General features: G+C 66.7%; 13 protein-coding genes, 1 tRNA gene and 3 rRNA genes. 3 read left to right on the plus strand and 14 right to left on the minus strand.

Features of this window, described 5'->3' with window-relative positions:
* Positions 1-93 precede the first annotated feature (93 nt).
* Positions 94-777 (minus strand): response regulator, encoded by a 684-nt coding sequence (locus OG386_RS14120; RefSeq protein WP_266605578.1) that lies wholly within the window; start codon positions 775-777, stop codon positions 94-96.
* A gap of 274 nt (positions 778-1,051) precedes the next feature.
* Complete coding sequence (locus tag OG386_RS14125) at positions 1,052-6,586, minus strand: HAMP domain-containing protein (RefSeq protein WP_328788473.1); 5,535 nt, start codon at positions 6,584-6,586, stop codon at positions 1,052-1,054.
* A gap of 168 nt (positions 6,587-6,754) precedes the next feature.
* Here OG386_RS14125 and OG386_RS14130 point away from each other — a divergent pair, with 168 nt between their 5' ends.
* The gene (locus tag OG386_RS14130; RefSeq protein ID WP_328788474.1) at positions 6,755-9,340 is read left to right on the plus strand and encodes a SpoIIE family protein phosphatase; all 2,586 of its coding nucleotides are present in this window, start codon (positions 6,755-6,757) and stop codon (positions 9,338-9,340) included.
* Between the two features lie 124 nt (positions 9,341-9,464).
* Here the strand turns inward: OG386_RS14130 and OG386_RS14135 are convergent, their stop codons facing one another.
* The 8 genes from OG386_RS14135 to thyX form a co-directional block, all read right to left on the minus strand.
* Complete coding sequence (locus OG386_RS14135) at positions 9,465-10,079, minus strand: HdeD family acid-resistance protein (RefSeq protein WP_328788475.1); 615 nt, start codon at positions 10,077-10,079, stop codon at positions 9,465-9,467.
* Between the two features lie 205 nt (positions 10,080-10,284).
* Positions 10,285-10,360 (minus strand) — tRNA-Thr (locus OG386_RS14140).
* 5 nt (positions 10,361-10,365) lie between these two features.
* Positions 10,366-10,482 (minus strand): 5S ribosomal RNA (rrf, locus tag OG386_RS14145).
* Positions 10,483-10,558: 76 nt separating this feature from the next.
* A 23S ribosomal RNA gene (locus OG386_RS14150) occupies positions 10,559-13,681 on the minus strand.
* Positions 13,682-13,960: 279 nt separating this feature from the next.
* A 16S ribosomal RNA gene (locus OG386_RS14155) occupies positions 13,961-15,485 on the minus strand.
* The 16S, 23S and 5S rRNA genes sit together here with 1 tRNA gene alongside, the layout of an rRNA operon.
* 625 nt (positions 15,486-16,110) lie before the next feature.
* Positions 16,111-17,796 (minus strand): ribonuclease J, encoded by a 1,686-nt coding sequence (locus tag OG386_RS14160; protein ID WP_328788476.1) that lies wholly within the window; start codon positions 17,794-17,796, stop codon positions 16,111-16,113.
* Positions 17,797-17,920: 124 nt separating this feature from the next.
* A complete protein-coding gene (gene dapA, locus OG386_RS14165) occupies positions 17,921-18,820 on the minus strand; it encodes a 4-hydroxy-tetrahydrodipicolinate synthase (RefSeq protein ID WP_328788477.1) in 900 nt (299 codons plus the stop codon).
* 200 nt (positions 18,821-19,020) lie between these two features.
* Positions 19,021-19,761, minus strand: a complete 741-nt coding sequence (thyX, locus tag OG386_RS14170) for an FAD-dependent thymidylate synthase (protein WP_030011069.1) — start codon at positions 19,759-19,761, stop codon at positions 19,021-19,023.
* Between the two features lie 223 nt (positions 19,762-19,984).
* Here thyX and OG386_RS14175 point away from each other — a divergent pair, with 223 nt between their 5' ends.
* Complete coding sequence (locus tag OG386_RS14175) at positions 19,985-20,224, plus strand: hypothetical protein (RefSeq protein WP_030011068.1); 240 nt, start codon at positions 19,985-19,987, stop codon at positions 20,222-20,224.
* A gap of 48 nt (positions 20,225-20,272) precedes the next feature.
* Complete coding sequence (locus OG386_RS14180; protein WP_443053169.1) at positions 20,273-20,839, plus strand: hypothetical protein; 567 nt, start codon at positions 20,273-20,275, stop codon at positions 20,837-20,839.
* A 36-nt stretch (positions 20,840-20,875) separates the two neighbouring features.
* On the opposite strand, the gene OG386_RS14185 is transcribed toward OG386_RS14180, so the two are convergent.
* The 4 genes from OG386_RS14185 to OG386_RS14200 are packed head-to-tail and all read right to left on the minus strand — an operon-like array spanning position 20,876 to position 25,721.
* Complete coding sequence (locus OG386_RS14185; RefSeq protein ID WP_030011066.1) at positions 20,876-21,328, minus strand: hypothetical protein; 453 nt, start codon at positions 21,326-21,328, stop codon at positions 20,876-20,878.
* A gap of 16 nt (positions 21,329-21,344) precedes the next feature.
* On the minus strand, positions 21,345-22,097 hold the full coding sequence (gene dapB, locus OG386_RS14190) for a 4-hydroxy-tetrahydrodipicolinate reductase (RefSeq protein ID WP_328788478.1): 753 nt from the start codon (positions 22,095-22,097) through the stop codon (positions 21,345-21,347).
* 25 nt (positions 22,098-22,122) lie between these two features.
* A complete protein-coding gene (locus tag OG386_RS14195) occupies positions 22,123-23,502 on the minus strand; it encodes a M16 family metallopeptidase (RefSeq protein WP_328788479.1) in 1,380 nt (459 codons plus the stop codon).
* Entirely contained in the window at positions 23,499-25,721 is a 2,223-nt protein-coding gene (locus OG386_RS14200) for a polyribonucleotide nucleotidyltransferase (RefSeq protein ID WP_328793251.1), read from the minus strand. Before OG386_RS14200 ends, OG386_RS14195 begins: the two co-directional genes overlap by 4 nt.
* Positions 25,722-25,923 lie beyond the last annotated feature (202 nt).

Consider the following 25,923-nt stretch of genomic DNA (forward strand, 5'->3'; position numbering starts at 1 on the left):
GCGCCGGTGGACACGCGTGCCCACCCCTTCACCCGTTCGTGTCGTCAGCTCCGTAGGCGCTTTGACACACCGCCAGTCCCGACCCGCATACGGTCAGTTCTGCGCGGGCAGGACCGAAGCCCCTCCGGCGGTCCCGGGCTCCAGCGCGTCGAGCGCCCTCCGCAGCCCGGTGAGTTTGCGCTCCAGGTGGGCGGCGGTCGCCACCACGCCGGCGTCGGCCGCATCCTCGCCGAGCTGCTTGGTCAGCGCCTCTGCCTGCTCCTCGACCGCCGCGAGCCGGGCGGAGAGCTCGGCCAGCAGTCCGGCCGTCTCCTTGCCCGCGTCCACGCCGTTGGAGCTGCCGCCCTCCAGCTGGAGCCGCAGCAGGGCCGCCTGCTCCCGCAGTTGGCAGTTCTTCGTGTACAGCTCCACGAAGACCGAGACCTTGGCCCGCAGCACCCACGGGTCGAAGGGCTTGGAGATGTAGTCGACCGCACCCGCCGCGTAGCCGCGGAACGTGTGGTGCGGACCGTGGTTGATCGCGGTGAGGAAGATGATCGGGATGTCCCGGGTCCGTTCCCGCCGCTTGATGTGCGCGGCCGTTTCGAATCCGTCCATGCCCGGCATCTGGACATCCAGCAGGATGACCGCGAAATCGTCCGTCAGCAGCGCTTTGAGCGCTTCCTCCCCCGACGACGCCCGGACCAGTGTCTGATCGAGCGCGGAGAGGATGGCCTCCAGCGCCAGCAGATTCTCCGGCCGGTCATCGACCAGGAGGATCTTGGCCTTCTGCACCATGCCCTGTCCTCCTCGCCCCGGCATGGGGCCTCCCCGGCTCCGGGCTCCGGCCTGTGCGCCGGACCCCGCCCCAGAGGACGACATCCATGCGCCGTCCGTCCTTGTGCCGGTCATCGTAGCCCCAGTCCTGAGATCGCCACACCCTGTCACCAAGATGTCACTGTGCACGAAGCGGAAACGCGGTGGGAGAGCAGATGGTTCCCCGTTCACCGTGCTCCCACACCGTCCTGGGCGCGGTGCGTCGGCGAAGGGTGTCCATCCGCTCTCCCGGCGATCACTTGCCGCGCATCCACTGCTCCATCACCGACAGCAGGTAGTCGGGATCGACCGGCTTGGTGACGTAGTCGGAAGCACCGGAATCGATCGCCTTCTCCCGGTCCCCCTTCATCGCCTTCGCCGTCAGCGCGATGATCGGCAGCCCGGCGAACTGCGGCATCCGCCGGATCGCCGAGGTCGTCGCGTACCCGTCCATCTCGGGCATCATGATGTCCATCAGTACGACCGTCACATCGTCGTGCTGCTCCAGGACTTCGATGCCCTCGCGTCCGTTCTCGGCGTACAGCACGGCCAGTCCGTGCTGCTCCAGCACGCTGGTGAGCGCGAAGACGTTGCGCACGTCGTCGTCGACGATGAGCACCTTCTCGCCGTGGAAGTCATACGTCCGGGGCGGCACCGGGAGCTCCTCCTCCGCGCTGCCCCAACCGTCCTCGGCCCCCACCACGTTCGGCTGGCCCGGCACCGCCGTGCGCGGCTCCAGATCGCTCGCCGCCTTGCGCCGCCGCCGGAACAGCGCGGCCCCGCCGCCCTGCCCCTGCCCCGCCGGCTCGGCCGCCGACAGCGCCGGCCGCACCGGCTGCGCCTGCACCGACGGCATGGCCGACGGCCCCGCCTGGGTGCCCGGCAGCACCGGTCGGCCCCCCTCCAGCGACCTGCGGTACAGCTCGCCGCGGGCGCCGCCGGGGGTCGGCGGCGCGTACCCCTGCGGAGGCAGCTCGCTCGGGTGCAGCGGCAGGTACAGCGTGAAGGTGGACCCGCGGCCGGGCTCGCTGGCCGCGTGGATCTCCCCGCCCAGCAGCCGGGCGATCTCCCGGCTGATGGACAGCCCCAGCCCGGTGCCGCCGTACTTGCGGCTCGTCGTCCCGTCCGCCTGCTTGAACGCCTCGAAGATCACCAGCATCTTGCTCGCGGCGATACCGATCCCGGTGTCCGTGACCGAGAAGGCGATCAGGTCCGCGTCCGCCTCCCGCAGCGAACCGGCTTCCAGCAACTGTTCGCGGATCGCGGCGGGCACATCGGCGCCGGCCGGCCGGATCACCAGCTCCACCGCCCCCGTGTCGGTGAACTTCACGGCGTTGGACAGCAGGTTGCGCAGCACCTGGAGCAGCCGCTGCTCGTCGGTGTGCAGCGTGGCGGGCAGCTCCGGGGAGACCCGTACCGAGAAGTCCAGGCCCTTCTCCGCCGTCAGCGGCCGGAAGGTCGCCTCCACGTAGTCCACGAGCTGGACCAGCGCGATCCGGGTCGGCGAGACGTCCATCTTCCCGGCCTCGACCTTCGACAGGTCGAGGATGTCGTTGATCAGCTGCAGCAGGTCCGAACCCGCACCGTGAATGGTCTCGGCGAACTCCACCTGCTTCGGCGAGAGGTTCCCCTCCGCGTTGTCGGCGAGCAGCTTGGCCAGGATCAGCAGCGAGTTGAGCGGGGTCCGCAGCTCGTGCGACATGTTCGCCAGGAACTCGGACTTGTAGCGCATCGAGACCGCGAGCTGCTCGGCGCGTTCCTCCAGGACCTGCCGGGCCTCCTCGATCTCGGTGTTCTTCACCTCGATGTCCCGGTTCTGCTGGGCCAGCAGCTCGGCCTTCTCCTCCAGCTCCGCGTTGGCGGCCTGCAGGGCCTTCTGCCGGTTCTCCAGCTCGTCGGAGCGCTCGCGCAGCTGCTCGGTCATCTCCTGCGACTGCTTCAGCAGCATCTCCGTCTTGGAGTTGACGCTGATGGTGTTGACGCTCGTACCGATCATCTCGGCGATCTGGCTGAGGAAGTCCTTCTGGATCTGCGTGAAGGGCGTGAAGGAGGCCAGCTCGATGACGCCGAGCACCTTCCCCTCGAAGAGCACCGGCAGCACGATCACGTGCGCCGGCGGCGCCTCGCCCAGGCCCGAGGAGATCTTCAGGTAGCCCGGCGGGGTGTTCTCGACGAGGATCATCCGCTTCTCCTCGGCGACCGCCCCGATCAGCCCCTCCCCCGGCCGGAACGACATGGGCATCTGGCCGCCCGCATACGCGTAACTCCCGCGCATCCGCAGCTCGTACGAACCGTCCGCGCCCCCGTCCGTCCCGATCTCGGTGGTGCCGCCGGCCGGCAGCGCCAGGAAGAAGGCACCGTGCTGCGCGGAGACCACCGGGGTCAGCTCGCTCATGATCAACGAGGCGACGTCGTCGAGCTCCCGGCGGCCCTGCATCAGGGCGGAGATGCGGGCGAGGTTGCCCTTGAGCCAGTCCTGCTCCTTGTTGGCCAAGGTGGTGTCGCGCAGGTTCGCGATCATCGTGTTGATGTTGTCCTGGAGGACCTGGATCTCGCCCGCCGCGTCCACGTCGATCTTCAGGTTCAGGTCGCCGCGGGTCACCGCGGTGGCGACGGCCGCGATCGCGCGCACCTGCCGGGTGAGGTTCCCGGCCATCTCGTTCACGGACTCGGTCAGGTCCCGCCATGTGCCGTCGACGTCCCGGACCCGGGCCTGACCGCCCAGGATGCCCTCGGTACCCACCTCGCGCGCCACCCGCGTCACCTGGTCGGCGAAGGAGGACAGCTGGTCGACCATGGTGTTGATGGTGGTCTTGAGCTCCAGGATCTCACCACGGGCATCGATGTCGATCTTCTTGGTCATGTCGCCCTTGGCGATGGCGGTCGTGACCATGGCGATCTGCCGCACCTGACCGGTGAGGTTGGACGCCATGAAGTTCACCGAGTCGGTGAGGTCCTTCCACGTCCCCGAGACGCCCGGCACGTGCGCCTGGCCGCCCAGGCGGCCCTCCGTACCCACCTCGCGGGCCACCCGGGTCACCTCGTCCGCGAACGAGGACAGGGTCTTCACCATCGTGTTGACGGTGTCGGCGAGCTGCGCGACCTCGCCGCGCGCCTCGACCGTGACCTTCTTCGTCAGATCGCCGTTGGCCACCGCCGCCGAGACCTGCGAGATGTTGCGCACCTGGGAGGTCAGGTTGTTCGCCATCAGGTTGACGTTGTCGGTCAGGTCCTTCCAGATGCCCGTCACCCCGCGCACCCGGGCCTGGCCGCCGAGGATGCCCTCGGAGCCCACCTCGCGCGCCACCCGCGTCACCTGCTCCGCGAAGGACGACAGCTGGTCCACCATCGTGTTCACGGTGGTGACCAGCTCGAGGATCTCGCCCTTGGCATCGACGGTGATCTTCTTGGAGAGGTCGCCCATGGCCACGGCCGTGGTCACCTCGGCGATGTTGCGCACCTGGGACGTCAGGTTGTTCGCCATGAAGTTGACGGACTGGGTGAGGTCCTTCCAGGTGCCTGAGACCCCCTTCACCTCCGCCTGGCCGCCGAGGATGCCCTCGGTACCCACCTCGCGCGCCACCCGCGTCACCTGCTCCGCGAAGTTCGAGAGCTGGTCGACCATCGTGTTGAGGGTGTTCTTCAGCTCCAGGATCTCGCCCCGGGCGTCCACGTCGATCTTCTGCGACAGGTCACCGCGGGCCACCGCCGTCGCGACCTGGGCGATGTTGCGCACCTGCGAGGTCAGGTTCCCGGCCATGCCGTTCACGGAGTCCGTGAGGTCACGCCATACGCCGGCCACCCCGGGCACCTGCGCCTGGCCGCCCAGGCGACCCTCGGTACCCACGTCGCGGGCCACCCGGGTCACCTGCTCGGCGAAGGCCGAGAGCTGGTCGACCATCGTGTTGATGGTGTTCTTCAGCTCCAGGATCTCGCCCCGGGCGTCCACGTCGATCTTCTGCGACAGGTCGCCCCGCGCCACCGCCGTCGTCACCTGGGCGATCTGCCGCACCTGCGAGGTCAGGTTCCCGGCCATGAAGTTGACGGAGTCGGTGAGCTCCTTCCAGGTGCCGGACACCCCCTCGACCCGGGCCTGGCCGCCGAGGCGGCCCTCCGTACCCACGTCCCGCGCCATCCGCGTGACCTGGTCGGCGAACGAAGAGAGCTGGTCCACCATCGTGTTCACGGTGTTCTTCAGCTGGAGCATCTCGCCGGAGACGTCCACGGTGACCTTCTGCGACAGGTCACCGTTGGCCACCGCCGTCGTCACCTGCGCGATGTTGCGGACCTGCCCGGTGAGGTTGCGGAAGGCGGTGTTCACCGAGTCGGTGAGGTCCTTCCACGTACCCGCCGCACCCGGCACCTGCGCCTGACCGCCCAGCTCGCCCTCGACGCCGACCTCACGGGCCACACGCGTCACTTCCGCGCCGAAGGAGGACAGCTGGTCCACCATCGTGTTGACGGTGTTCTTCAACTCCAGCATCTCGCCGGCCACGTCGACGGTGACCTTCTGCGACAGGTCACCGTTGGCCACCGCCGTCGTCACCTGCGCGATGTCACGGACCTGGGTGGTGAGGTTGCGGAAGACCGTGTTCACCGAGTCGGTGAGGTCCTTCCACGTACCCGCCGCACCCGGCACCTGCGCCTGACCGCCGAGCAGACCCTTGGCCCCGACCTCGCTGGCCACACGCGTGACCTCGTCCGCGAAGGTCCGGAGCGTCTCGGTCATCTGATTGATCGTTTCGGCCAGCTGCGCCACCTCGCCGCGCGCGCTGACCCGTACCTTCTGCGACAGGTCACCGTTCGCGACCGCCGTGGTCACCTGCGCGATCCCGCGCACCTGGGCCGTCAGGTTCCCGGCCATGGTGTTGACCGAGTCGGTCAGGTCCTTCCACACGCCCGCGACCCCGGGCACCTTCGCCTGGCCGCCCAACTCGCCCTCCGTGCCCACCTCGCGGGCGACGCGGGTCACCTCGGAGGAGAAGGACGACAGCTGGTCCACCATCGTGTTCACGGTGTTCTTCAGCTGGAGCATCTCACCGGCCACGTGCACCGTGACCTTGCGCGACAGATCGCCCTTGGCGACCGCCGTCGTGACGAGAGCGATGTCACGCACCTGGGCGGTGAGCCGGTACGCCATCGTGTTGACGGAGTCGGTCAGATCCTTCCAGGAACCCGACATCCCGCGCACCTGGGCCTGACCACCGAGCTTGCCCTCGGTGCCCACCTCCAGCGCCACGCGCGTCACCTCGTCGGTGAACGCCGACAGCTGGTCGACCAGGTTGTTGACCGTGCGCCCGACCTTCAGGAACTCGCCGCGCAGCGGATGCCCGGCCCCCTCGGCCGCCTGCGTCCGCAGATCCATCCGCTGGTCCAGATCGCCTTCGGCCACCGCCGACAGCACCCGGCCCACCTCGGACACCGGCCGGGCCAGATCGTCCACCAACTGGTTCGAGGCGTCGATCGCGGCCGCCCAGGAGCCCTCACAGGCACCCGTTTCCAGCCGTTCGCTCAGCTTGCCCTCGCGGCCCACCATCCGCCGCACCCGGGACAGCTCCCCGGTCAGGTGGAGATTGCGGTCGGCGACCTCGTTGTAGACGGCGGCGATCTCCGCCATCACGCCCTCGCCGGACACCGTCAGCCGCTTGCGGAAATTCCCGTCCCGCATCGACACCAGGGCCGTGAGCAGCCGGTTGAGAGCGGCGGTATCGACCTCCGTCGTGCCACTGCGCCGGGAACGTCCGCCCTTCGGCCTCGTTCCCGTACGCCGTACCGCTGCGCCAGACTCCACCGTGTCCCTCCCGAAAGGGTCGACCACTTTTCCACCGGACGCCTGACTCGTCACGAGCCGGCCTTGCACGCCCGCCCAGTGTTTCACCCTGGCCGAACCCGGCCATAACACTTCGGCACCATCGCACACCCGCCGTACCCTGCGGGTGGAATCCCCGACGACGGCACCATGCCGACCGTGAAGGTAAGTAACCTGGCACCCGATGTCCAACCGCGTCGAAGGAGACTCGTGATCACGGCACGGGCGGCTGCCAGCTTCGATCCCCTCGGGCGCTCGGTCGCCGCCGCCCGCGGGTTCGTCCGCGACACCCTGCACGGCTGGGGCTTCGCGGACATCGTCGACGACGCGGTGGTCCTCACCAGCGAGCTCGTCACCAATGCCGTGGTCCACGCCGGCACCCGGGCCGAGGTCCTGTGCCTGCGCGCCGACGGCGGCGTACGGGTCGAGGTCGCCGACCGGTACCCGGAGCGCGAGCTCCCGCTCCAGCACCCCGGCGAGCGCCCCTACGCCGACCCCGACCGCGAGAACGGCCGCGGCCTGATGCTGTGCGCCGCCCTCGCCACCCGCTGGGGCGTCGAGTACACCGCCACCCACAAGCACGTGTGGTTCCGCCTCGATCTGCCAGACCGGCCGGTCGGTACCCGCTCCGCGGGCCCCGTCGTCCCCGACCAGCTGCTCCCCCTGGCCGACAGCCGGGTCCGCGTCGCCGTCCTCCAGATCGACTCGGACGACGCCATCTCCGCCTGGAACGAGGACGCCGAGCACATCTTCGGCCACCCCGCCGAGAAGGCGCTCGGCCGCCCGCTCGCCGAGCTCGCCGCCTGGCCCCAGACCCCCGGCACCGGAACCGGCATCGCCGAGGCCCTGCGCCTGTCCCGCTGGGAGGGCAGCTACGGCGTCCGCGGCGCCGACGGCCGCGTCATCCCCGTCTTCGCCTCGCACCTGCGGGTCCGCGACGCCCACGGCGAACCCTCCATCGTCTGCCTCCTCGTCCACGACGACGAGCGCGCCCTGCTCCAGACCCCCGTACGGGTACCCACCTCGGACGGCGGCCACTTCACCGAGCCCCGCCCCACGGACCCCTTCGAGGTCTTCATCGGCTCCCCCGCCCCCGACGACCTCGACGGGCTCCTCCAGCGCACCGTGGAGCGCGCCCGGGACCTCCTCGACGCCGACTCCGCCTTCCTGCTGCTCGCCACCGACGACGAGACCGAGCTGGAGGTCCGCGCCACCACCGGCCTGCCCTCCACCCGCCAGCGCTTCGCCCGCGTCCCGGTCGAGGCCGGCACCAACCGGTACGGCTCCGCCCGCATGCCCGCCGTGCACGACGACCTCATCGCCTCCCCCGGAGCCGTGCCGCTCCTGGAGGCCACCGGCATGCGCTCCGCCGTGACCGTCCCCCTGAAGGTGGAAGGCCGCCTCACCGGCTCCCTCGGCGTCGCCGCCGAAACCCCCGGCCGCTACTCCAACGAAGAGGCCCTGCACCTCCAGTTCGCCGCCGACCGCATCGCGCTCGCCGTCGAATCCGCCCGGCTCGGCGAACTGGAGCGCCTGCGCCGCGGTTCCCTCTCCTTCCTCGTCGAGGCCTCCGACCTGCTGGCCGGCACCCTCGACCGGGACCAGACCCTGGCCCTCATGGCCCAGATGACCGTCCCGACCCTGGCCACCTGGTGCGCCGTCTACACCATCGCCGACCAGTCCTCCGATCCGTACCTCTCCTACGTCCTCCACGAGGACGAGGAACGCATCGACGGCCTCAAGGACCTGCTCTCCCAACTCAGCCCGCCCGAACCGGTCCGCGAGGCCGGCGCCCGCCCGTGGCCGGAGGCGACCGTCGCGGTCGGCGGCGAGACGGTGGTCCTGCCCCTCCTCGCCCGCAACCGCGTGATCGGCATGCTGACCCTCGGCAAGCCGCGCGAGGAACACTTCCGCCAGGAGATCCTCGAACTCGCCGAGGACCTCTCCCGCCGCGCCGCCCTGGCCCTCGACAACGCCCGCCTGTACTCGGAGCGCACCGCGATCAGCCGCTCCCTCCAGCGCAGCCTGTTGCCGCCCGGCTCCCCCGCGATCCCCGGCATGGAGGTCGAGGTGATCTACCGCGCGGCCGGCGAGGGCAACGAGGTCGGCGGCGACTTCTACGACGTCTTCCCGATCCGCGACGGCGCGTACGGCTTCGCCATCGGCGACGTCTGCGGTACGGGCCCGGAGGCCGCCGCCGTCACGGGCCTCGCCCGGCACGCGCTGCGCCTGCTGGCCCGCGAGGGCCTCGGCGGTCCGGCGGTCCTCGAACGCCTCAACGCGGCCATCCTCGACGAGGGCGCCCGCAGCCGCTTCCTCACCCTCCTCTACGGTGAGCTCCACCCCCAGCCCGACGGCGGCGCCCTGATGAAGGTCGTCTGCGCGGGCCACCCGCTGCCGCTGCGCCTGCGCCCGAACGGCCAGGTCGACGCGGCCGCGGACCCGCAGCCGCTGCTGGGCGTGATCGACGACCTGGACCTCTACGAACAGACCCTCACCCTCGACCCCGGCGACGTGCTGCTCTGCGTCACCGACGGCGTGACCGAGCGCCGCGAGGGCACCCGCATGCTGGGCGACGACGGGCTCGCCGAGGTCCTCACCACGTGTACGGGCCTCACTGCGGGCGCGGTCGCCTCCCGCGTCCTGCGGGCGGTGGAACGCTTCGCCGCGGAACCCGCGTCGGACGACATGGCGATCCTCGCCTTCCGCGTCCCGGAACAGCGCATGGGCGAATAGCCGGCGCCCGTCTCCGCACGGGCCTGGGCCCGGCGCACGCCGAGCCCAGGTTCAGGTTCTTCAGTTCGGTTCTCAGGCCAGTCCGTTCAGTTCACGGAAGTAGGAGCCCGTCGCCGCCCGGTCTTCACCCCGGGCGGGCCGACGTGACCTGGCGGGTGGCCGAACGCAGCGCAAAGGCCATCACCAGCTCGAACACGCCCAGCAGGACGAGCCAGAGTCCCAGCAGCCGTGTCAGGGCCACGGCGGAGTCCACCGGGAAGCAGAGCACGACGATTCCGGCGACGGCGCCGAGAGCACCCAGGCCGAACTGCAGGCCCCGGTGGACGAGCGTGCGGTCGGCGATCGCGGTGAACGCCGCGAGCACACCGGACAGCAACCAGAACACGCCGATGATCAAACTCAGCGCGCCGATCGTCTGCATCGGATGGCGCAGCACCAGGACGCCCGCCAGGAACGCGAGCATGGCGATCAGGACACCCGCCAGCCTGCTGCCGCCGTCGCGGCTGTGCGAAAAGGCGGTGACGAACCGGAAGGCGCCCGCCACCAGGAACTGCAGACCGATGATGACGGCCAGGATGTGCAACGTCTCGTCGGGCCAGACGAGCACCAAGATGCCGGGGATCAGGGTCGCGAGGGCGAAACCGAGTGCCCAGTGCCACGTGCTCCCGAGGTGCTTGAGGACGTCCTCGGGGTCGCCCTGCGTGTGCTGTGGTGCCGCTGCGTCGGGGGGTACGGTCATCACGCCTCCTGGGCCAGCCGAGCGGCCCCGTGGGGACACCTCGAAGCCGCCGGACGTACCTTATCTACCCTTCACATCCATGGTAGGCAGCTCCGCTAGGGCCCGCCCCTCCGGTCATCGGAGGCCCGCGCCGGCCGTGCGGCACGGGCACGTCCGTGCCGGAAAACAAAAAAGGCCCCCGCCAATTGGCGGGGGCCTTTTTCATTGGAGCCCTTTAACGGAATCGAACCGTTGACCTTCTCCTTACCATGGAGACGCTCTACCGACTGAGCTAAAAGGGCGGGTTGTTCGGCGGCGTCCTACTCTCCCACAGGGTCCCCCCTGCAGTACCATCGGCGCTGAAAGGCTTAGCTTCCGGGTTCGGAATGTAACCGGGCGTTTCCCTAACGCTATGACCACCGAAACACTATGAAATTTGAACGCTGGTGTTGACACAGCTGTTCGTTATTTCAGAACTAACACAGTGGACGCGAGCAACTGAGGACAAGCCCTCGGCCTATTAGTACCAGTCAGCTTCACCCGTTACCGGGCTTCCACATCTGGCCTATCAACCCAGTCGTCTACTGGGAGCCTTACCCTCTCAAGGAGGTGGGAATACTCATCTTGAAGCAGGCTTCCCGCTTAGATGCTTTCAGCGGTTATCCCTCCCGAACGTAGCCAACCAGCCATGCCCTTGGCAGGACAACTGGCACACCAGAGGTTCGTCCGTCCCGGTCCTCTCGTACTAGGGACAGCCCTTCTCAATATTCCTACGCGCACAGCGGATAGGGACCGAACTGTCTCACGACGTTCTAAACCCAGCTCGCGTACCGCTTTAATGGGCGAACAGCCCAACCCTTGGGACCGACTCCAGCCCCAGGATGCGACGAGCCGACATCGAGGTGCCAAACCATCCCGTCGATATGGACTCTTGGGGAAGATCAGCCTGTTATCCCCGGGGTACCTTTTATCCGTTGAGCGACGGCGCTTCCACAAGCCACCGCCGGATCACTAGTCCCGACTTTCGTCCCTGCTCGACCCGTCGGTCTCACAGTCAAGCTCCCTTGTGCACTTACACTCAACACCTGATTGCCAACCAGGCTGAGGGAACCTTTGGGCGCCTCCGTTACCCTTTGGGAGGCAACCGCCCCAGTTAAACTACCCATCAGACACTGTCCCTGATCCGGATCACGGACCGAGGTTAGACATCCAGCACGACCAGAGTGGTATTTCAACGGCGACTCCACAACCACTGGCGTGGCTGCTTCAAAGTCTCCCACCTATCCTACACAAGCCGAACCGAACACCAATATCAAACTGTAGTAAAGGTCCCGGGGTCTTTCCGTCCTGCTGCGCGAAACGAGCATCTTTACTCGTAGTGCAATTTCACCGGGCCTATGGTTGAGACAGTCGAGAAGTCGTTACGCCATTCGTGCAGGTCGGAACTTACCCGACAAGGAATTTCGCTACCTTAGGATGGTTATAGTTACCACCGCCGTTTACTGGCGCTTAAGTTCTCAGCTTCGCAACCCCGAAAGGTCACTAACCGGTCCCCTTAACGTTCCAGCACCGGGCAGGCGTCAGTCCGTATACATCGCCTTACGGCTTCGCACGGACCTGTGTTTTTAGTAAACAGTCGCTTCTCGCTGGTCTCTGCGGCCACCCCCAGCTCAAGCAGCAAGTGCTATCACCAGTGATGGCCCCCCTTCTCCCGAAGTTACGGGGGCATTTTGCCGAGTTCCTTAACCATAGTTCACCCGAACGCCTCGGTATTCTCTACCTGACCACCTGAGTCGGTTTAGGGTACGGGCCGCCATGAAACTCGCTAGAGGCTTTTCTCGACAGCATAGGATCATCCACTTCACCACAATCGGCTCGGCATCAGGTCTCAGCCTTAATGAGGGACGGATTTGCCTACCCCTCGGCCTACACCCTTACCCCGGGACTACCACCGCCCGGGCTGGACTACCTTCCTGCGTCACCCCATCGCTTACCTACTACAAGTCTGGTTCGTCGGCTCCACCACTTTCCTTTCCCCGAAGGGTCCGGAACGGCTTCACGGACTTAGCATCGCCTGATTCGATATTGGGCGTTTCAAAGCGGGTACCGGAATATCAACCGGTTGTCCATCGACTACGCCTGTCGGCCTCGCCTTAGGTCCCGACTTACCCTGGGCAGATCAGCTTGACCCAGGAACCCTTAGTCAATCGGCGCACACGTTTCTCACGTGTGTATCGCTACTCATGCCTGCATTCTCACTCGTGAACCGTCCACAACTAGCTTCCGCTGCTGCTTCACCCGGCACACGACGCTCCCCTACCCATCACAGCGGGCGTTGGCCCTATTGCTGCAATGACACGACTTCGGCGGTACGCTTGAGCCCCGCTACATTGTCGGCGCGGAATCACTTGACCAGTGAGCTATTACGCACTCTTTCAAGGGTGGCTGCTTCTAAGCCAACCTCCTGGTTGTCTCTGCGACTCCACATCCTTTCCCACTTAGCGTACGCTTAGGGGCCTTAGTCGATGCTCTGGGCTGTTTCCCTCTCGACCATGGAGCTTATCCCCCACAGTCTCACTGCCGTGCTCTCACTTACCGGCATTCGGAGTTTGGCTAAGGTCAGTAACCCGGTAGGGCCCATCGCCTATCCAGTGCTCTACCTCCGGCAAGAAACACACGACGCTGCACCTAAATGCATTTCGGGGAGAACCAGCTATCACGGAGTTTGATTGGCCTTTCACCCCTAACCACAGGTCATCCCCCAGGTTTTCAACCCTGGTGGGTTCGGTCCTCCACGAAGTCTTACCTCCGCTTCAACCTGCCCATGGCTAGATCACTCCGCTTCGGGTCTAGAGCGTGCAACTCAATCGCCCTATTCGGACTCGCTTTCGCTACGGCTTCCCCACACGGGTTAACCTCGCTACACACCGCTAACTCGCAGGCTCATTCTTCAAAAGGCACGCAGTCACGACTGTATGTGCAAGCACATACAGCGACGCTCCCACGGCTTGTAGGCACACGGTTTCAGGTACTATTTCACTCCGCTCCCGCGGTACTTTTCACCATTCCCTCACGGTACTATCCGCTATCGGTCACCAGGGAATATTTAGGCTTAGCGGGTGGTCCCGCCAGATTCACACGGGATTTCTCGGGCCCCGTGCTACTTGGGAGATGAGCAAGCAAGCCGCTGATGTTTCGTCTACGGGGGTCTTACCCTCTACGCCGGACCTTTCGCATGTCCTTCGACTACATCAACGGTTTCTGACTCGCCGACCGGCCGGCAGACCGATCAAGCTCATTCCCACAACCCCGCATGCGCAACCCCTGCCGGGTATCACACGCATACGGTTTGGCCTCATCCGGTTTCGCTCGCCACTACTCCCGGAATCACGGTTGTTTTCTCTTCCTGAGGGTACTGAGATGTTTCACTTCCCCTCGTTCCCTCCACACTGCCTATGTGTTCAGCAGTGGGTGACAGCCCATGACGACTGCCGGGTTTCCCCATTCGGACACCCCCGGATCAAAGCTCAGTTGGCAGCTCCCCGGGGCCTATCGCGGCCTCTCACGTCCTTCATCGGTTCCTGGTGCCAAGGCATCCACCGTGCGCCCTTAAAAACTTGGCCACAGATGCTCGCGTCCACTGTGTAGTTCTCAAACAACGACCAGCCACCCATCACACACTCCCTAAGGAATGCTTCACTGGGGCCGGCACTGAAGACATGACCTTACGGCCGTACCTTCAGGACCCAACAACGTGCCAAGCATCTCCGTTCATCCGTCTCCTCTTTCCACGCCGAAGCAGTACTCGAGAACCATCAGACCGAAGATGCCAACTAATCAACGTTCCACCCATGAGCTGACCGTGCAGAACGTTTGTCTGCAATCGGTACTGTGCTCCTTAGAAAGGAGGTGATCCAGCCGCACCTTCCGGTACGGCTACCTTGTTACGACTTCGTCCCAATCGCCAGTCCCACCTTCGACAGCTCCCTCCCTTACGGGTTGGGCCACCGGCTTCGGGTGTTACCGACTTTCGTGACGTGACGGGCGGTGTGTACAAGGCCCGGGAACGTATTCACCGCAGCAATGCTGATCTGCGATTACTAGCGACTCCGACTTCATGGGGTCGAGTTGCAGACCCCAATCCGAACTGAGACCGGCTTTTTGAGATTCGCTCCACCTCACGGTATCGCAGCTCATTGTACCGGCCATTGTAGCACGTGTGCAGCCCAAGACATAAGGGGCATGATGACTTGACGTCGTCCCCACCTTCCTCCGAGTTGACCCCGGCGGTCTCCTGTGAGTCCCCATCACCCCGAAGGGCATGCTGGCAACACAGGACAAGGGTTGCGCTCGTTGCGGGACTTAACCCAACATCTCACGACACGAGCTGACGACAGCCATGCACCACCTGTATACCGACCACAAGGGGGGCACTATCTCTAATGCTTTCCGGTATATGTCAAGCCTTGGTAAGGTTCTTCGCGTTGCGTCGAATTAAGCCACATGCTCCGCCGCTTGTGCGGGCCCCCGTCAATTCCTTTGAGTTTTAGCCTTGCGGCCGTACTCCCCAGGCGGGGAACTTAATGCGTTAGCTGCGGCACCGACGACGTGGAATGTCGCCAACACCTAGTTCCCAACGTTTACGGCGTGGACTACCAGGGTATCTAATCCTGTTCGCTCCCCACGCTTTCGCTCCTCAGCGTCAGTAATGGCCCAGAGATCCGCCTTCGCCACCGGTGTTCCTCCTGATATCTGCGCATTTCACCGCTACACCAGGAATTCCGATCTCCCCTACCACACTCTAGCTAGCCCGTATCGAATGCAGACCCGAGGTTAAGCCTCGGGCTTTCACATCCGACGTGACAAGCCGCCTACGAGCTCTTTACGCCCAATAATTCCGGACAACGCTTGCGCCCTACGTATTACCGCGGCTGCTGGCACGTAGTTAGCCGGCGCTTCTTCTGCAGGTACCGTCACTTTCGCTTCTTCCCTGCTGAAAGAGGTTTACAACCCGAAGGCCGTCATCCCTCACGCGGCGTCGCTGCATCAGGCTTTCGCCCATTGTGCAATATTCCCCACTGCTGCCTCCCGTAGGAGTCTGGGCCGTGTCTCAGTCCCAGTGTGGCCGGTCGCCCTCTCAGGCCGGCTACCCGTCGTCGCCTTGGTGGGCCATTACCCCACCAACAAGCTGATAGGCCGCGGGCTCATCCTTCACCGCCGGAGCTTTCAACCCCCGCCCATGCAGGCAGGAGTGGTATCCGGTATTAGACCCCGTTTCCAGGGCTTGTCCCAGAGTGAAGGGCAGATTGCCCACGTGTTACTCACCCGTTCGCCACTAATCCACCCCGAAGGGCTTCATCGTTCGACTTGCATGTGTTAAGCACGCCGCCAGCGTTCGTCCTGAGCCAGGATCAAACTCTCCATGAATGTTTACCCGTAATCGGGTGCACACATCACTTAGAGCGGGCACGTCATGTCGGAATAAGACCGACGCGCCACAACGTCCTCGCTGTGTTGTTGCCTGCAAGTGCTCCACGAGGAAGCCTCACAGGTCTTTTTCAAAGGAACCTCATCCACCGAAGTGGACGGGGTATCAACTTCTGGCGTTGATTTTTGGCACGCTGTTGAGTTCTCAAGGAACGGACGCTTCCTTTGTACTCACCCCCGCGACATCCGCTGGGGCTTTCCTCCGGGCTTTCGTTCTGTTCTTGCGTTTCCGACTCTATCAGACTCTTTCGTGTCCGACTTCCTCGGCGCTTTCCAGGTTTTCGCTTTCGCGCTTTCCCTTTCGGCGGTTCCAACCTTACCAGAACATTTCCGTACCGTTTCCGGCTGGGATTTGAATTGGTGGCCGTTGGACGGGCCTTTCCCTTTCGGGCGGATCAGACTTTATCAGGTCTCCCTGGGTCTTGATTCCCACCCGCCCGCATGGCTCGTCCGGACACACGTGTGTGCCGGGGTGCCGTGCGAGGTGGAGACGTAAACGTACTGGAGCGGGGCCCCCGGATGCAAATCCGGTTGCCCCGCTCCCGTTCGGTCGCTACGGCGAGGGTCAGACCTCGACGACGACCGGCAGGATCATCGGGCGGCGGCGATAGCCGTCCGAGACCCACTTGCCCATCGTGCGGCGGATGAGCTGCTGGATCTGGTGCGGCTCGGCCACGCCGTCGGCCGCGGCGCGGGCGATGGCTTCCTCGATCTTCGGGATGACCGAGGAGAAGGCCGAGTCCTCGATGCCGGAGCCGCGGGCCTGGATGTTCGGGCCGCTGACGACCTTGCCGGTGCTGCTGTCCACCACGACGTAGACCGAGATGATGCCCTCGTCGCCGAGGATCTTGCGGTCCTTGAGGTGGACTTCCGTGACGTCGCCGACCGAGAGGCCGTCCACGTACACGTAGCCGGCCTGGACCTTGCCGGAGATCCGGGCCTTGCCGTCGATCAGGTCGACGACCACGCCGTCCTCGGCGATGACGATGCGGTCCTTCGGGACGCCCGTCATGGCACCGAGCTCGGCGTTGGCGCGCAGGTGGCGCCATTCGCCGTGGACCGGCATCAGGTTCCGCGGCTTGCAGATGTTGTAGAAGTACAGCAGCTCGCCGGCCGAGGCGTGGCCCGAGACGTGCACCTTGGCGTTGCCCTTGTGCACCACGTTGGCGCCCCAGCGGGTCAGGCCGTTGATCACGCGGTAGACCGCGTTCTCGTTGCCCGGGATCAGGGACGACGCCAGGATCACGGTGTCGCCGGGGACGATCCGGATCTGGTGGTCGCGGTTGGCCATGCGGGACAGGGCCGCCATCGGCTCGCCCTGGGATCCCGTACAGACCAGCACGACCTCGTCGTCCGGCAGGTCGTCGAGGGTCTTGACGTCGACGACGAGGCCGGCCGGGACCTTCAGGTAGCCGAGGTCACGGGCGATGCCCATGTTGCGGACCATCGAGCGGCCGACGAAGGCGACCCTGCGGCCGTACTCGTGGGCGGCGTCGAGGATCTGCTGGATGCGGTGCACGTGGCTGGCGAAGGACGCCACGATGATCCGCTTCTGGGCACCCGCGAAGACCCCGCGGATGGCGTTGGAGATGTCGCGCTCGGGCGGGACGAAGCCCGGGACCTCGGCGTTCGTGGAGTCGGAGAGGAGAAGGTCGATGCCCTCTTCGCTCAGACGCGCGAAGGCGTGCAGGTCGGTGAGGCGCTTGTCCAGCGGGAGCTGGTCCATCTTGAAGTCGCCGGTGGCGACGACCATGCCGGCGCCGGTACGGATGGCCACGGCCAGGGCGTCCGGGATGGAGTGGTTGACCGCGATGAACTCGCAGTCGAACGGGCCGAGGGCCTCGCGCTCGCCTTCCTTCACCTCAAGGGTGTAGGGGCGGATGCGGTGCTCCTGGAGCTTCGCCTCGATGAGGGCCAGCGTCAGCTTGGAGCCGATCAGCGGGATGTCCGCCTTCTCCCGGAGGAGGTAGGGGACGGCGCCGATGTGGTCCTCGTGGCCGTGCGTCAGGACGATGCCGTCGATGTCGTCGAGGCGGTCCCTGATGGACGTGAAGTCCGGCAGGATCAGGTCGATGCCCGGCTGCTCTTCCTCGGGGAAGAGGACGCCGCAGTCGACGATCAGCAGACGGCCGTCGTACTCGAAGACGGTCATGTTGCGGCCGATCTCGCCGAGACCACCCAGGGGGGTGACCCTGAGGCCGCCCTTGGGCAGCTTCGGCGGCGGACCGAGTTCCGGATGCGGATGGCTCAAAAGTGTCTCCTCACCACGCACGCCACGTACCCCGGAAGGCACGTGGCGCGCATGTCATTCGTGCACTTGCTGTTGTCTGTTCCGTATTTGTTTGTTCGCGCTTATTCGGTTGTGAAGTCTGTTGTCAGAGCTGTACCCCGCCGGCGGCAAGATCGATCTTGAGTTGGGCCGTCTCTTCGGCGGTCAGCTCGATCAGCGGGAGCCGCAGCGGGCCCGCGGGCAGGCCCTGCAGGTTCAGCGCACCCTTGGTGGTCATCACACCCTGGGTACGGAACATGCCGGTGAAGATCGGGAGCAACTTCTGGTGGATCTCGGTCGCCTTCTGGACGTCTCCGCCCAGGTGGGCCTCCAGCATGGCGCGCAGCTCGGGGGTGACCACGTGGCTGACCACGGAGACGAATCCGACCGCGCCGACCGACAGGAGCGGCAGGTTCAGCATGTCGTCGCCCGAGTACCAGGCCAGGCCGCTCTGCGCGATGGCCCAGCTTGCCCGGCCGAGGTCGCCCTTGGCGTCCTTGTTGGCAACGATACGGGGGTGATCGGCCAGCCGGACCAGGGTTTCGGTGTCGATCGGGACACCGCTGCGGCCGGGGATGTCGTAGAGCATGACCGGCAGCTCGGTGGCGTCGGCGATCGCCGTGAAGTGCCGGAAGAGGCCTTCCTGCGGCGGCTTGCTGTAGTACGGGGTGACGGCGAGCAGGCCGTGTGCGCCGGTGCGCTCGGCCTGGCGGGCCAGCTCGAGGGTGTGGCGGGTGTCGTTGGTACCGATGCCGGCGACCACGTGGGCGCGGTCTCCGACGGCTTCGAGTACGGCTCGTACGAGGTCGTTTTTCTCCGCGTCGGTGGTGGTCGGCGACTCACCGGTGGTGCCGTTGATGATGAGGCCGTCGTTGCCTGCGTCCACCAGGTGGACGGCGAGCCGCTGCGCGCCGTCGAGGTCGAGTACGCCATCCGCCGTAAACGGCGTGATCATGGCGGTGAGGACCCGCCCGAAGGGGGTCTGCGGAGTCGAGATCGGAGCCATGGGTAACACGCTACTCGCTGCCATGCTCGCGGTGTCCCCTCGGGGGACGTCAACGGGGTGTTGGACGCCGGCACTGCCTGCTCGGGGGTTCAAGCAGTGCCGGGTCCGTTTGATCAGCCTAGATGAAGTTTACGAAACGTCGCAATACGGACACTTAGGACTTGACGCCGTACATCTGTGCGCCGCGGGTGTACCGACCCTTACGGGGCAACGCGACCGTTGCCGTTGTAGGCGGCGTACGTCAGCGGCATGAGCTTCGCCCAGTGCTGCTCCATCTTCTCGCCGACCATCTCGATCTCCCGCTGCGGGAAGGACGGGACCGCCGCGAGCTCGTGCTGCGTGCGCAGACCGAGGAAGTGCATCAGCGAGCGCGCGTTGCAGGTGGCGTACATCGAGGAGAAAAGACCGACCGGCAGGACCGAACGGGCAACCTCGCGGGCCACGCCCGCGGCGAGCATCTCGCGGTAGGCCTCGTAGGCCTGCACGTAGGAGTCCTCCATGACGCGGCCGGTCAGTTCCTGCTGCGCCTGGGTGCCCTCGACGAAGACGTACTTGCCCGGGCGGCCCTCCTGGACCAGCTTGCGCTCGGCGTCCGGGACGTAGAAGACCGGTTCGAGCTCCCTGTAGCGGCCCGACTCCTCGTTGTAGGACCAGCCCACGCGGTGGCGCATGAACTCGCGGAAGACGAAGATCGGGGCGCTGATGAAGAAGGTCATCGAGTTGTGCTCGAACGGGCTGCCGTGGCGGTCGCGCATCAGGTAGTTGATGAGGCCCTTGGAGCGCTCCGGGTCCTTCTGCAGCTCCTCCAGCGACTGCTCGCCGGCCGTGGAAACGCGAGCGGCCCACAGTACGTCGGAGTCGGCGGCGGAGTGCTTCACCAGCTCCACCGTCACGTCACTGCGGAAGCTGGGTTTCAGATCTGAAGCGGCGGTTTCGCTCACCGGGGGTCCTTCCAAACGTGCGTCCTGGGGCGGGCCCACTCTACGGCGCCCCTCGCACGGCCGACGCAGACGCACGCGGCGCGCAGGGTCGACGTGCGGCGTCGTACAGCTGACGCACAGCCATGAATTTTTCCTAATGTCCCGAAATTCGGCACCGATTGACGGGCCCGTACGTCCTACCTAAGAGAACGCACGCCCCTCCACCCCGAGGAGATTCACCCTGATGTTCCTCCGGCGCGAACCCGTCCCGTTCGCCTTCGTCTCCGAGGCCGACCGATTCCGAAGCAACGTCACTCCGCCGCCGCGCGAGCGTCTGGGCAGGACCCAGTTGATCGCCCGTACTCTGGTCGGACTGACCGTGGTTGCGGGGCTCGCCGGCTCATTGCTCCTCGGCATGCCCGCACTGCAGCCGAGCAAGGCGCCGGAGAAGTCGCAGCAGTCGGAGGCGTCCCAGGGGCGGTAGCCTCACGGGCACAGCCCAACCGAACATGCATGTGAGTGAGGTCCAGCCGTGCCCCTGCCCTTCTTGACGGCCGACGGCGTATCCGATGTGGATGACGACGGCGACGGCGACGAGATCCTGGCCCATGCCGACCAGGACCGCTGGCGCCGGCCCTACCGCCCCGGCCCCTGGCGCGTGGGCATCGGCGCGCTGCTGCTCCTGCTGTCGGCCTTCATGCTGTTCGCCACGATGATCGTCGCCTTCGCGGGTGGCTGGGGCGGAGCCCTCGTCTGTCTGATCGCCGCCCTCGCGGTCGTCGGGTCTGCGGTGCAGACCCTGCGCATCGGCCTGTGGGTGAGCCCCGCGGGGCTGCGCCGGGTGGGGTTCTTCGTGACCCGCACCACCGCGTGGAGCGAGATCGGTGAGCTCCGTACGGTGCAGCAGCCGGTGCGCTGGCTCGGGCTGCCGAGGACCGTACAGGGCCAGGCCCTGACGATGGGCGCGCAGGACGGCGCGGAGGCGCCGGTGCTGCTGACGGACCACAACGCCGACTTCCTGTCGCGGACCGAGGCCTTCGACCGGGCCGCCGACACGGTGGGCGCCTGGGCCGACGAGTACCGGCCCGTGGCCGCCTGACCGGCCCGAACCGCCCCCCGGAAGCCCGTACAGGGATCAGACCTGTACGGGCTTCTTGTCGTGCAGGGCGATCGCCCGCTGCATCGCCTTGCGCGCCCGCGGGGTGTCCCGGGCGTCGTGGTAGGCGACGGCGAGCCGGAACCAGCTGCGCCAGTCCCCCGGCGCGTCCTCGGTCTCGGCCTTGCGGCGCGCGAAGACCTCGTCGGCGGAGTCCCGCAGGATCCGCCCGTACGCGTCCCGTTCCAGCTCGTCGACGGGCAGCCCGCCCTCGGCCTCCAGCTCGGTCGCGAGGTGGTTGGCCCGCGTGACGAAGCGGGTGTTCTGCCAGAGGAACCAGACACCGATGACCGGCAGGATCAGCACGGCCACCCCGAAGGTGACGGTGAGCCAGGTGCCGTGCTGGATGAGCATCAGCCCCCGGCTGCCGACCAGGACGAAATAGACCACCAGGACGGCGGCCGTGATGAAGTAGGTGATCTTCGCGCGCATCGTGAAATCAGTCCGGTCAGCCCAGGTCGAGGAAGTGTTCCAGGCCGAAGGTGAGGCCCGGGGTCTGCACCACTCGGCGCACGCCGAGCAGGATGCCCGGCATGAAGCTGCTGTGGTGCAGGGAATCGTGACGGATGGTCAGGGTCTCCCCCTCGCCGCCGAGGAGCACCTCCTGGTGGGCCAGCAGGCCGCGCAGGCGGACGGCGTGCACCGGGACGCCGTCGACGTCCGCGCCGCGCGCTCCGTCGAGGGCGGTGGCGGTGGCGTCGGGCTGGGCGCCGAGGCCGGCCTCGGCGCGGGCGGCCGCGATGAGCTGCGCCGTACGGGTCGCCGTGCCGGAGGGGGCGTCCACCTTGTTCGGGTGGTGCAGCTCGACGACCTCGACGGACTCGAAGTAGCGGGCTGCCTGGGCGGCGAACTTCATGGTGAGGACGGCGCCGATGGAGAAGTTCGGGGCGATGAGCACACCGGTCTCCGGCGAACCGTCGAGCCAGGTGCCCAGCTGCGCGAGGCGGTCCTCGGTCCAGCCGGTGGTACCGACCACTCCGTGGATGCCGTGACGGATGAGGAAGTCCAGGTTCCCCATCACCGATGCCGGGGTGGTCAGCTCGACCGCGACCTGGGCGCCGGCCTCGGCCAGCGTCTCCAGCTTGTCGCCGCGGCCGAGCGCCGCGACCAGTTCCATGTCCTCGGCGGCCTCGACCGCCTTGACGGCCTCGGCGCCGATGCGACCCTGGGCGCCGAGGACTGCCACGCGCAGCTTGCTCATGTTGCTTCCTTACTCACGTACGGAACTAGGCGACCGCTTCGTCGAGACGGGCGGCCTGCTTCTCCTTCAGCGGGCCGATCACCGCGAGCGAGGGCCGCTGGGCCAGTACATCCTGTGCCACCGAGCGGACGTCGTCCGGGGTCACGGCGGCGATCCGCGCCAGCATGTCGTCGACCGACATCTGGTCGCCCCAGCACAGCTCGCTCTTGCCGATGCGGTTCATGATCGCGCCGGTGTCCTCCAGGCCCAGGACGGTGGATCCGGAGAGCTGACCGATGGCCCGCTTGATCTCGTCGTCCGCGAGGCCCTCCGTCGCGACCTTGTCGAGCTCGTCGCGGCAGATCTTGAGCACGTCGTGCACCTGGTTCGGGCGGCAGCCCGCGTACACGCCGAAGAGGCCGGTGTCGGCGAAGCCCGAGGTGTACGAGTACACGCTGTAGGCGAGGCCGCGCTTCTCCCGGACCTCCTGGAAGAGGCGCGAGGACATGCCGCCGCCGAGGGCGGTGTTCAGCACGCCCAGGGCCCAGCGGCGGTCGTCGGTACGGGCGAGTCCCGGCATGCCGAGGACCACGTGGGCCTGCTCGGTCTTGCGGTTCACCAGGTCGACGCGGCCGGCGGTGCGGATGCGCTTCGTCCCGGTGCGCGGGCCGATCGGCTCGGCGTCGGTGCGGGTCAGCGCGCCGGCCTTCTCGAAGGCGGCGCGGACCTGGCGCACGACCTTGTTGTGGTCGACGTTGCCGGCAGCGGCCACGACCAGGTGCGTCGGGTCGTAGTGCTTCTTGTAGAAGCGGCGGATCCGGTCGGCGCCGAGCGCGTTGATCGTGTCGACGGTGCCGAGGACCGGACGCCCCAGGGGGGTGTCCCCGTACATGGTCTGCGCGAACAGGTCGTGCACCATGTCGCCCGGGTCGTCCTCGGTCATCGCGATCTCTTCGAGGATGACGCCGCGCTCGGCGTCGACGTCCTCCTCGCGGATCAGCGAGCCGGTGAGCATGTCGCAGACCACGTCGATGGCCAGCGGCAGGTCGGTGTCGAGCACCCGGGCGTAGTAGCAGGTGTACTCCTTCGCCGTGAAGGCGTTCATCTCGCCGCCGACCGCGTCGATCGCGGAGGAGATGTCGAGGGCGCTGCGCTGGTGCGTGCCCTTGAAGAGGAGGTGCTCCAGGTAGTGCGTGGCGCCGTTCAGCGTGGGCGTCTCGTCACGGGAGCCGACGTGCGCCCAGATGCCGAAGGTGGCGGAGCGGACGGAGGGCAGCGTCTCGGTGACGATGCGCAGCCCGCCGGGCAGGACCGTGCGCCGGACGGTGCCGATGCCGTTGCTGCCCTTGAGGAGGGTTTGGGTACGGGCGACGGCCCGCCCCTCCGAAGAGGGGCGGGCCGTCACACGGGAACTACGCGACATCACTTGTCGGAGTCGTCCTTGTCAGCGTCGTCACCGGCGGCCTCGCCGTCGATCACGGGGATCAGGGAGAGCTTGCCGCGCTGGTCGATCTCGGCGATCTCCACCTGGACCTTGGAGCCGACCGCGAGCACGTCCTCGACGTTCTCCACGCGCTTGCCACCGGCGAGCTTGCGGATCTGCGAGATGTGCAGCAGGCCGTCCTTGCCCGGGAGCAGGGAGACGAAGGCACCGAAGGTGGTGGTCTTGACGACCGTACCCAGGTAGCGCTCGCCGACCTCCGGCATGGTCGGGTTGGCGATCGAGTTGATCGTGGCACGGGCGGCCTCGGCGGCCGGGCCGTCGGAGGCACCGATGTAGATGGTGCCGTCGTCCTCGATCGTGATCTCGGCGCCGGTGTCCTCCTGGATCTGGTTGATCATCTTGCCCTTGGGCCCGATGACCTCACCGATCTTGTCCACCGGGATCTTGACGGTGATGATCCGCGGGGCGAACGGGGACATGGCGTCCGGCGTGTCGATCGCTTCCATCATCACGTCGAGGATGTGGAGGCGGGCGTCGCGGGCCTGCTTGAGGGCCGCGGCCAGGACGGAGGCCGGGATGCCGTCCAGCTTGGTGTCCAGCTGGAGCGCGGTGACGAACTCCTTGGTGCCGGCGACCTTGAAGTCCATGTCGCCGAAGGCGTCCTCCGCACCGAGGATGTCGGTGAGGGCGACGTAGTGCGTCTTGCCGTCGATCTCCTGGGAGATCAGACCCATGGCGATACCGGCGACGGGGGCCTTGAGGGGCACACCGGCGTTCAGCAGCGACATGGTGGAGGCGCAGACCGAGCCCATGGACGTCGAACCGTTGGAGCCGAGGGCCTCGGACACCTGACGGATCGCGTAGGGGAACTCCTCGCGGGTCGGGAGGACCGGCACGATCGCGCGCTCGGCGAGCGCGCCGTGGCCGATCTCGCGGCGCTTCGGCGAACCGACGCGGCCGGTCTCGCCGACGGAGTACGGCGGGAAGTTGTAGTTGTGCATGTAGCGCTTGCGGGTCACCGGGGAGAGGGTGTCCAGCTGCTGCTCCATGCGGAGCATGTTGAGGGTGGTGACGCCCAGGATCTGGGTCTCGCCACGCTCGAACAGCGCCGAGCCGTGCACGCGCGGGATGGCCTCGACCTCGGCGGCGAGGGTACGGATGTCCGTGATCCCGCGGCCGTCGATGCGGACCTTGTCCTTGATGACGCGCTCGCGCACCAGGGCCTTGGTCAGGCTGCGGTAGGCGGCGGAGATCTCCTTCTCGCGGCCCTCGAAGGCCGGGAGGAGCTTCTCGGCGGCGATCTCCTTGACGCGGTCCAGCTCGGCCTCGCGGTCCTGCTTGCCCGCGATGGTCAGCGCCTGGGAGAGCTCGCCCTTGACGGCGGCCGCGAGGGCCTCGTACACGTCGTCCTGGTAGTCCAGGAAGACCGGGAACTCGCCCTCGGGCTTGGCGGCCTTGGCGGCCAGGTCCGACTGGGCCTTGCAGAGGACCTTGATGAAGGGCTTCGCGGCGTCCAGACCGGCGGCGACGATCTCCTCGGTCGGCGCCTCGGCGCCGCCCTTGACGAGGGCGATGGTCTTCTCGGTGGCCTCGGCCTCGACCATCATGATCGCGACGTCGCCGTCCTCGAGGGTGCGACCCGCGACGACCATGTCGAAGACGGCGTCCTCGAGCTCGGTGTGCGTCGGGAACGCGACCCACTGGCCGCGGATCAGCGCGACGCGGACGCCGCCGATCGGGCCGGAGAAGGGCAGGCCGGCCAGCTGCGTGGACGCGGAAGCGGCGTTGATCGCCACGACGTCGTACAGGTGGTCGGGGTTGAGGGCCATGACCGTCGCGACGACCTGGATCTCGTTGCGCAGGCCCTTCTTGAAGGACGGGCGCAGCGGGCGGTCGATCAGGCGGCAGGTGAGGATCGCGTCCTCGGAGGGACGGCCCTCACGACGGAAGAAGGAGCCGGGGATCTTGCCGGCCGCGTACTGCCGCTCCTCGACGTCCACCGTCAGGGGGAAGAAGTCGAGCTGGTCCTTGGGCTTCTTCGACGCGGTGGTGGCGGACAGCACCATCGTGTCGTCGTCCAGGTAGGCAACGGCGGAGCCGGCGGCCTGGCGGGCCAGACGGCCCGTCTCGAAGCGGATGGTGCGGGTGCCGAAGGAACCGTTGTCAATGACGGCCTCGGCGTAGTGGGTCTCGTTCTCCACTAGCGTTTTCTCCATTTTCGTCGTCTCCGTCCGCCGCCCGTGTGGCGGTGGACGGTTGCGGAGAAGCGCTCCTGGCGTGCGGGCCGGTCTTCGATCGAAGCACCCGGTTCGTTGCCCTTGGGGGCATTCCGGGTGCCACTACCGAGGACCGGCGGCGTGGGAGGGCGCTCCTCCTCTTCAGTTGTGCGCGTCTGCCTCAGAC

Source organism: Streptomyces sp. NBC_00273 (assembly GCF_036178145.1).
In the GTDB taxonomy this organism is placed as follows: Bacteria; Actinomycetota; Actinomycetes; order Streptomycetales; family Streptomycetaceae; genus Streptomyces.

Coding starts and splice junctions, on each gene's coding strand:
- OG386_RS14175 (WP_030011068.1), top strand. CDS start 19,985: ATGTTCCTCCGGCGCGAACCCGTCCCGTTCGCCTTCGTCTCCGAGGCC.
- OG386_RS14120 (WP_266605578.1), bottom strand. CDS start 777: ATGGTGCAGAAGGCCAAGATCCTCCTGGTCGATGACCGGCCGGAGAAT.
- dapB (WP_328788478.1), bottom strand. CDS start 22,097: ATGAGCAAGCTGCGCGTGGCAGTCCTCGGCGCCCAGGGTCGCATCGGC.
- dapA (WP_328788477.1), bottom strand. CDS start 18,820: ATGGCTCCGATCTCGACTCCGCAGACCCCCTTCGGGCGGGTCCTCACC.
- OG386_RS14135 (WP_328788475.1), bottom strand. CDS start 10,079: ATGACCGTACCCCCCGACGCAGCGGCACCACAGCACACGCAGGGCGAC.
- OG386_RS14130 (WP_328788474.1), top strand. CDS start 6,755: ATGCCGACCGTGAAGGTAAGTAACCTGGCACCCGATGTCCAACCGCGT.
- OG386_RS14185 (WP_030011066.1), bottom strand. CDS start 21,328: ATGCGCGCGAAGATCACCTACTTCATCACGGCCGCCGTCCTGGTGGTC.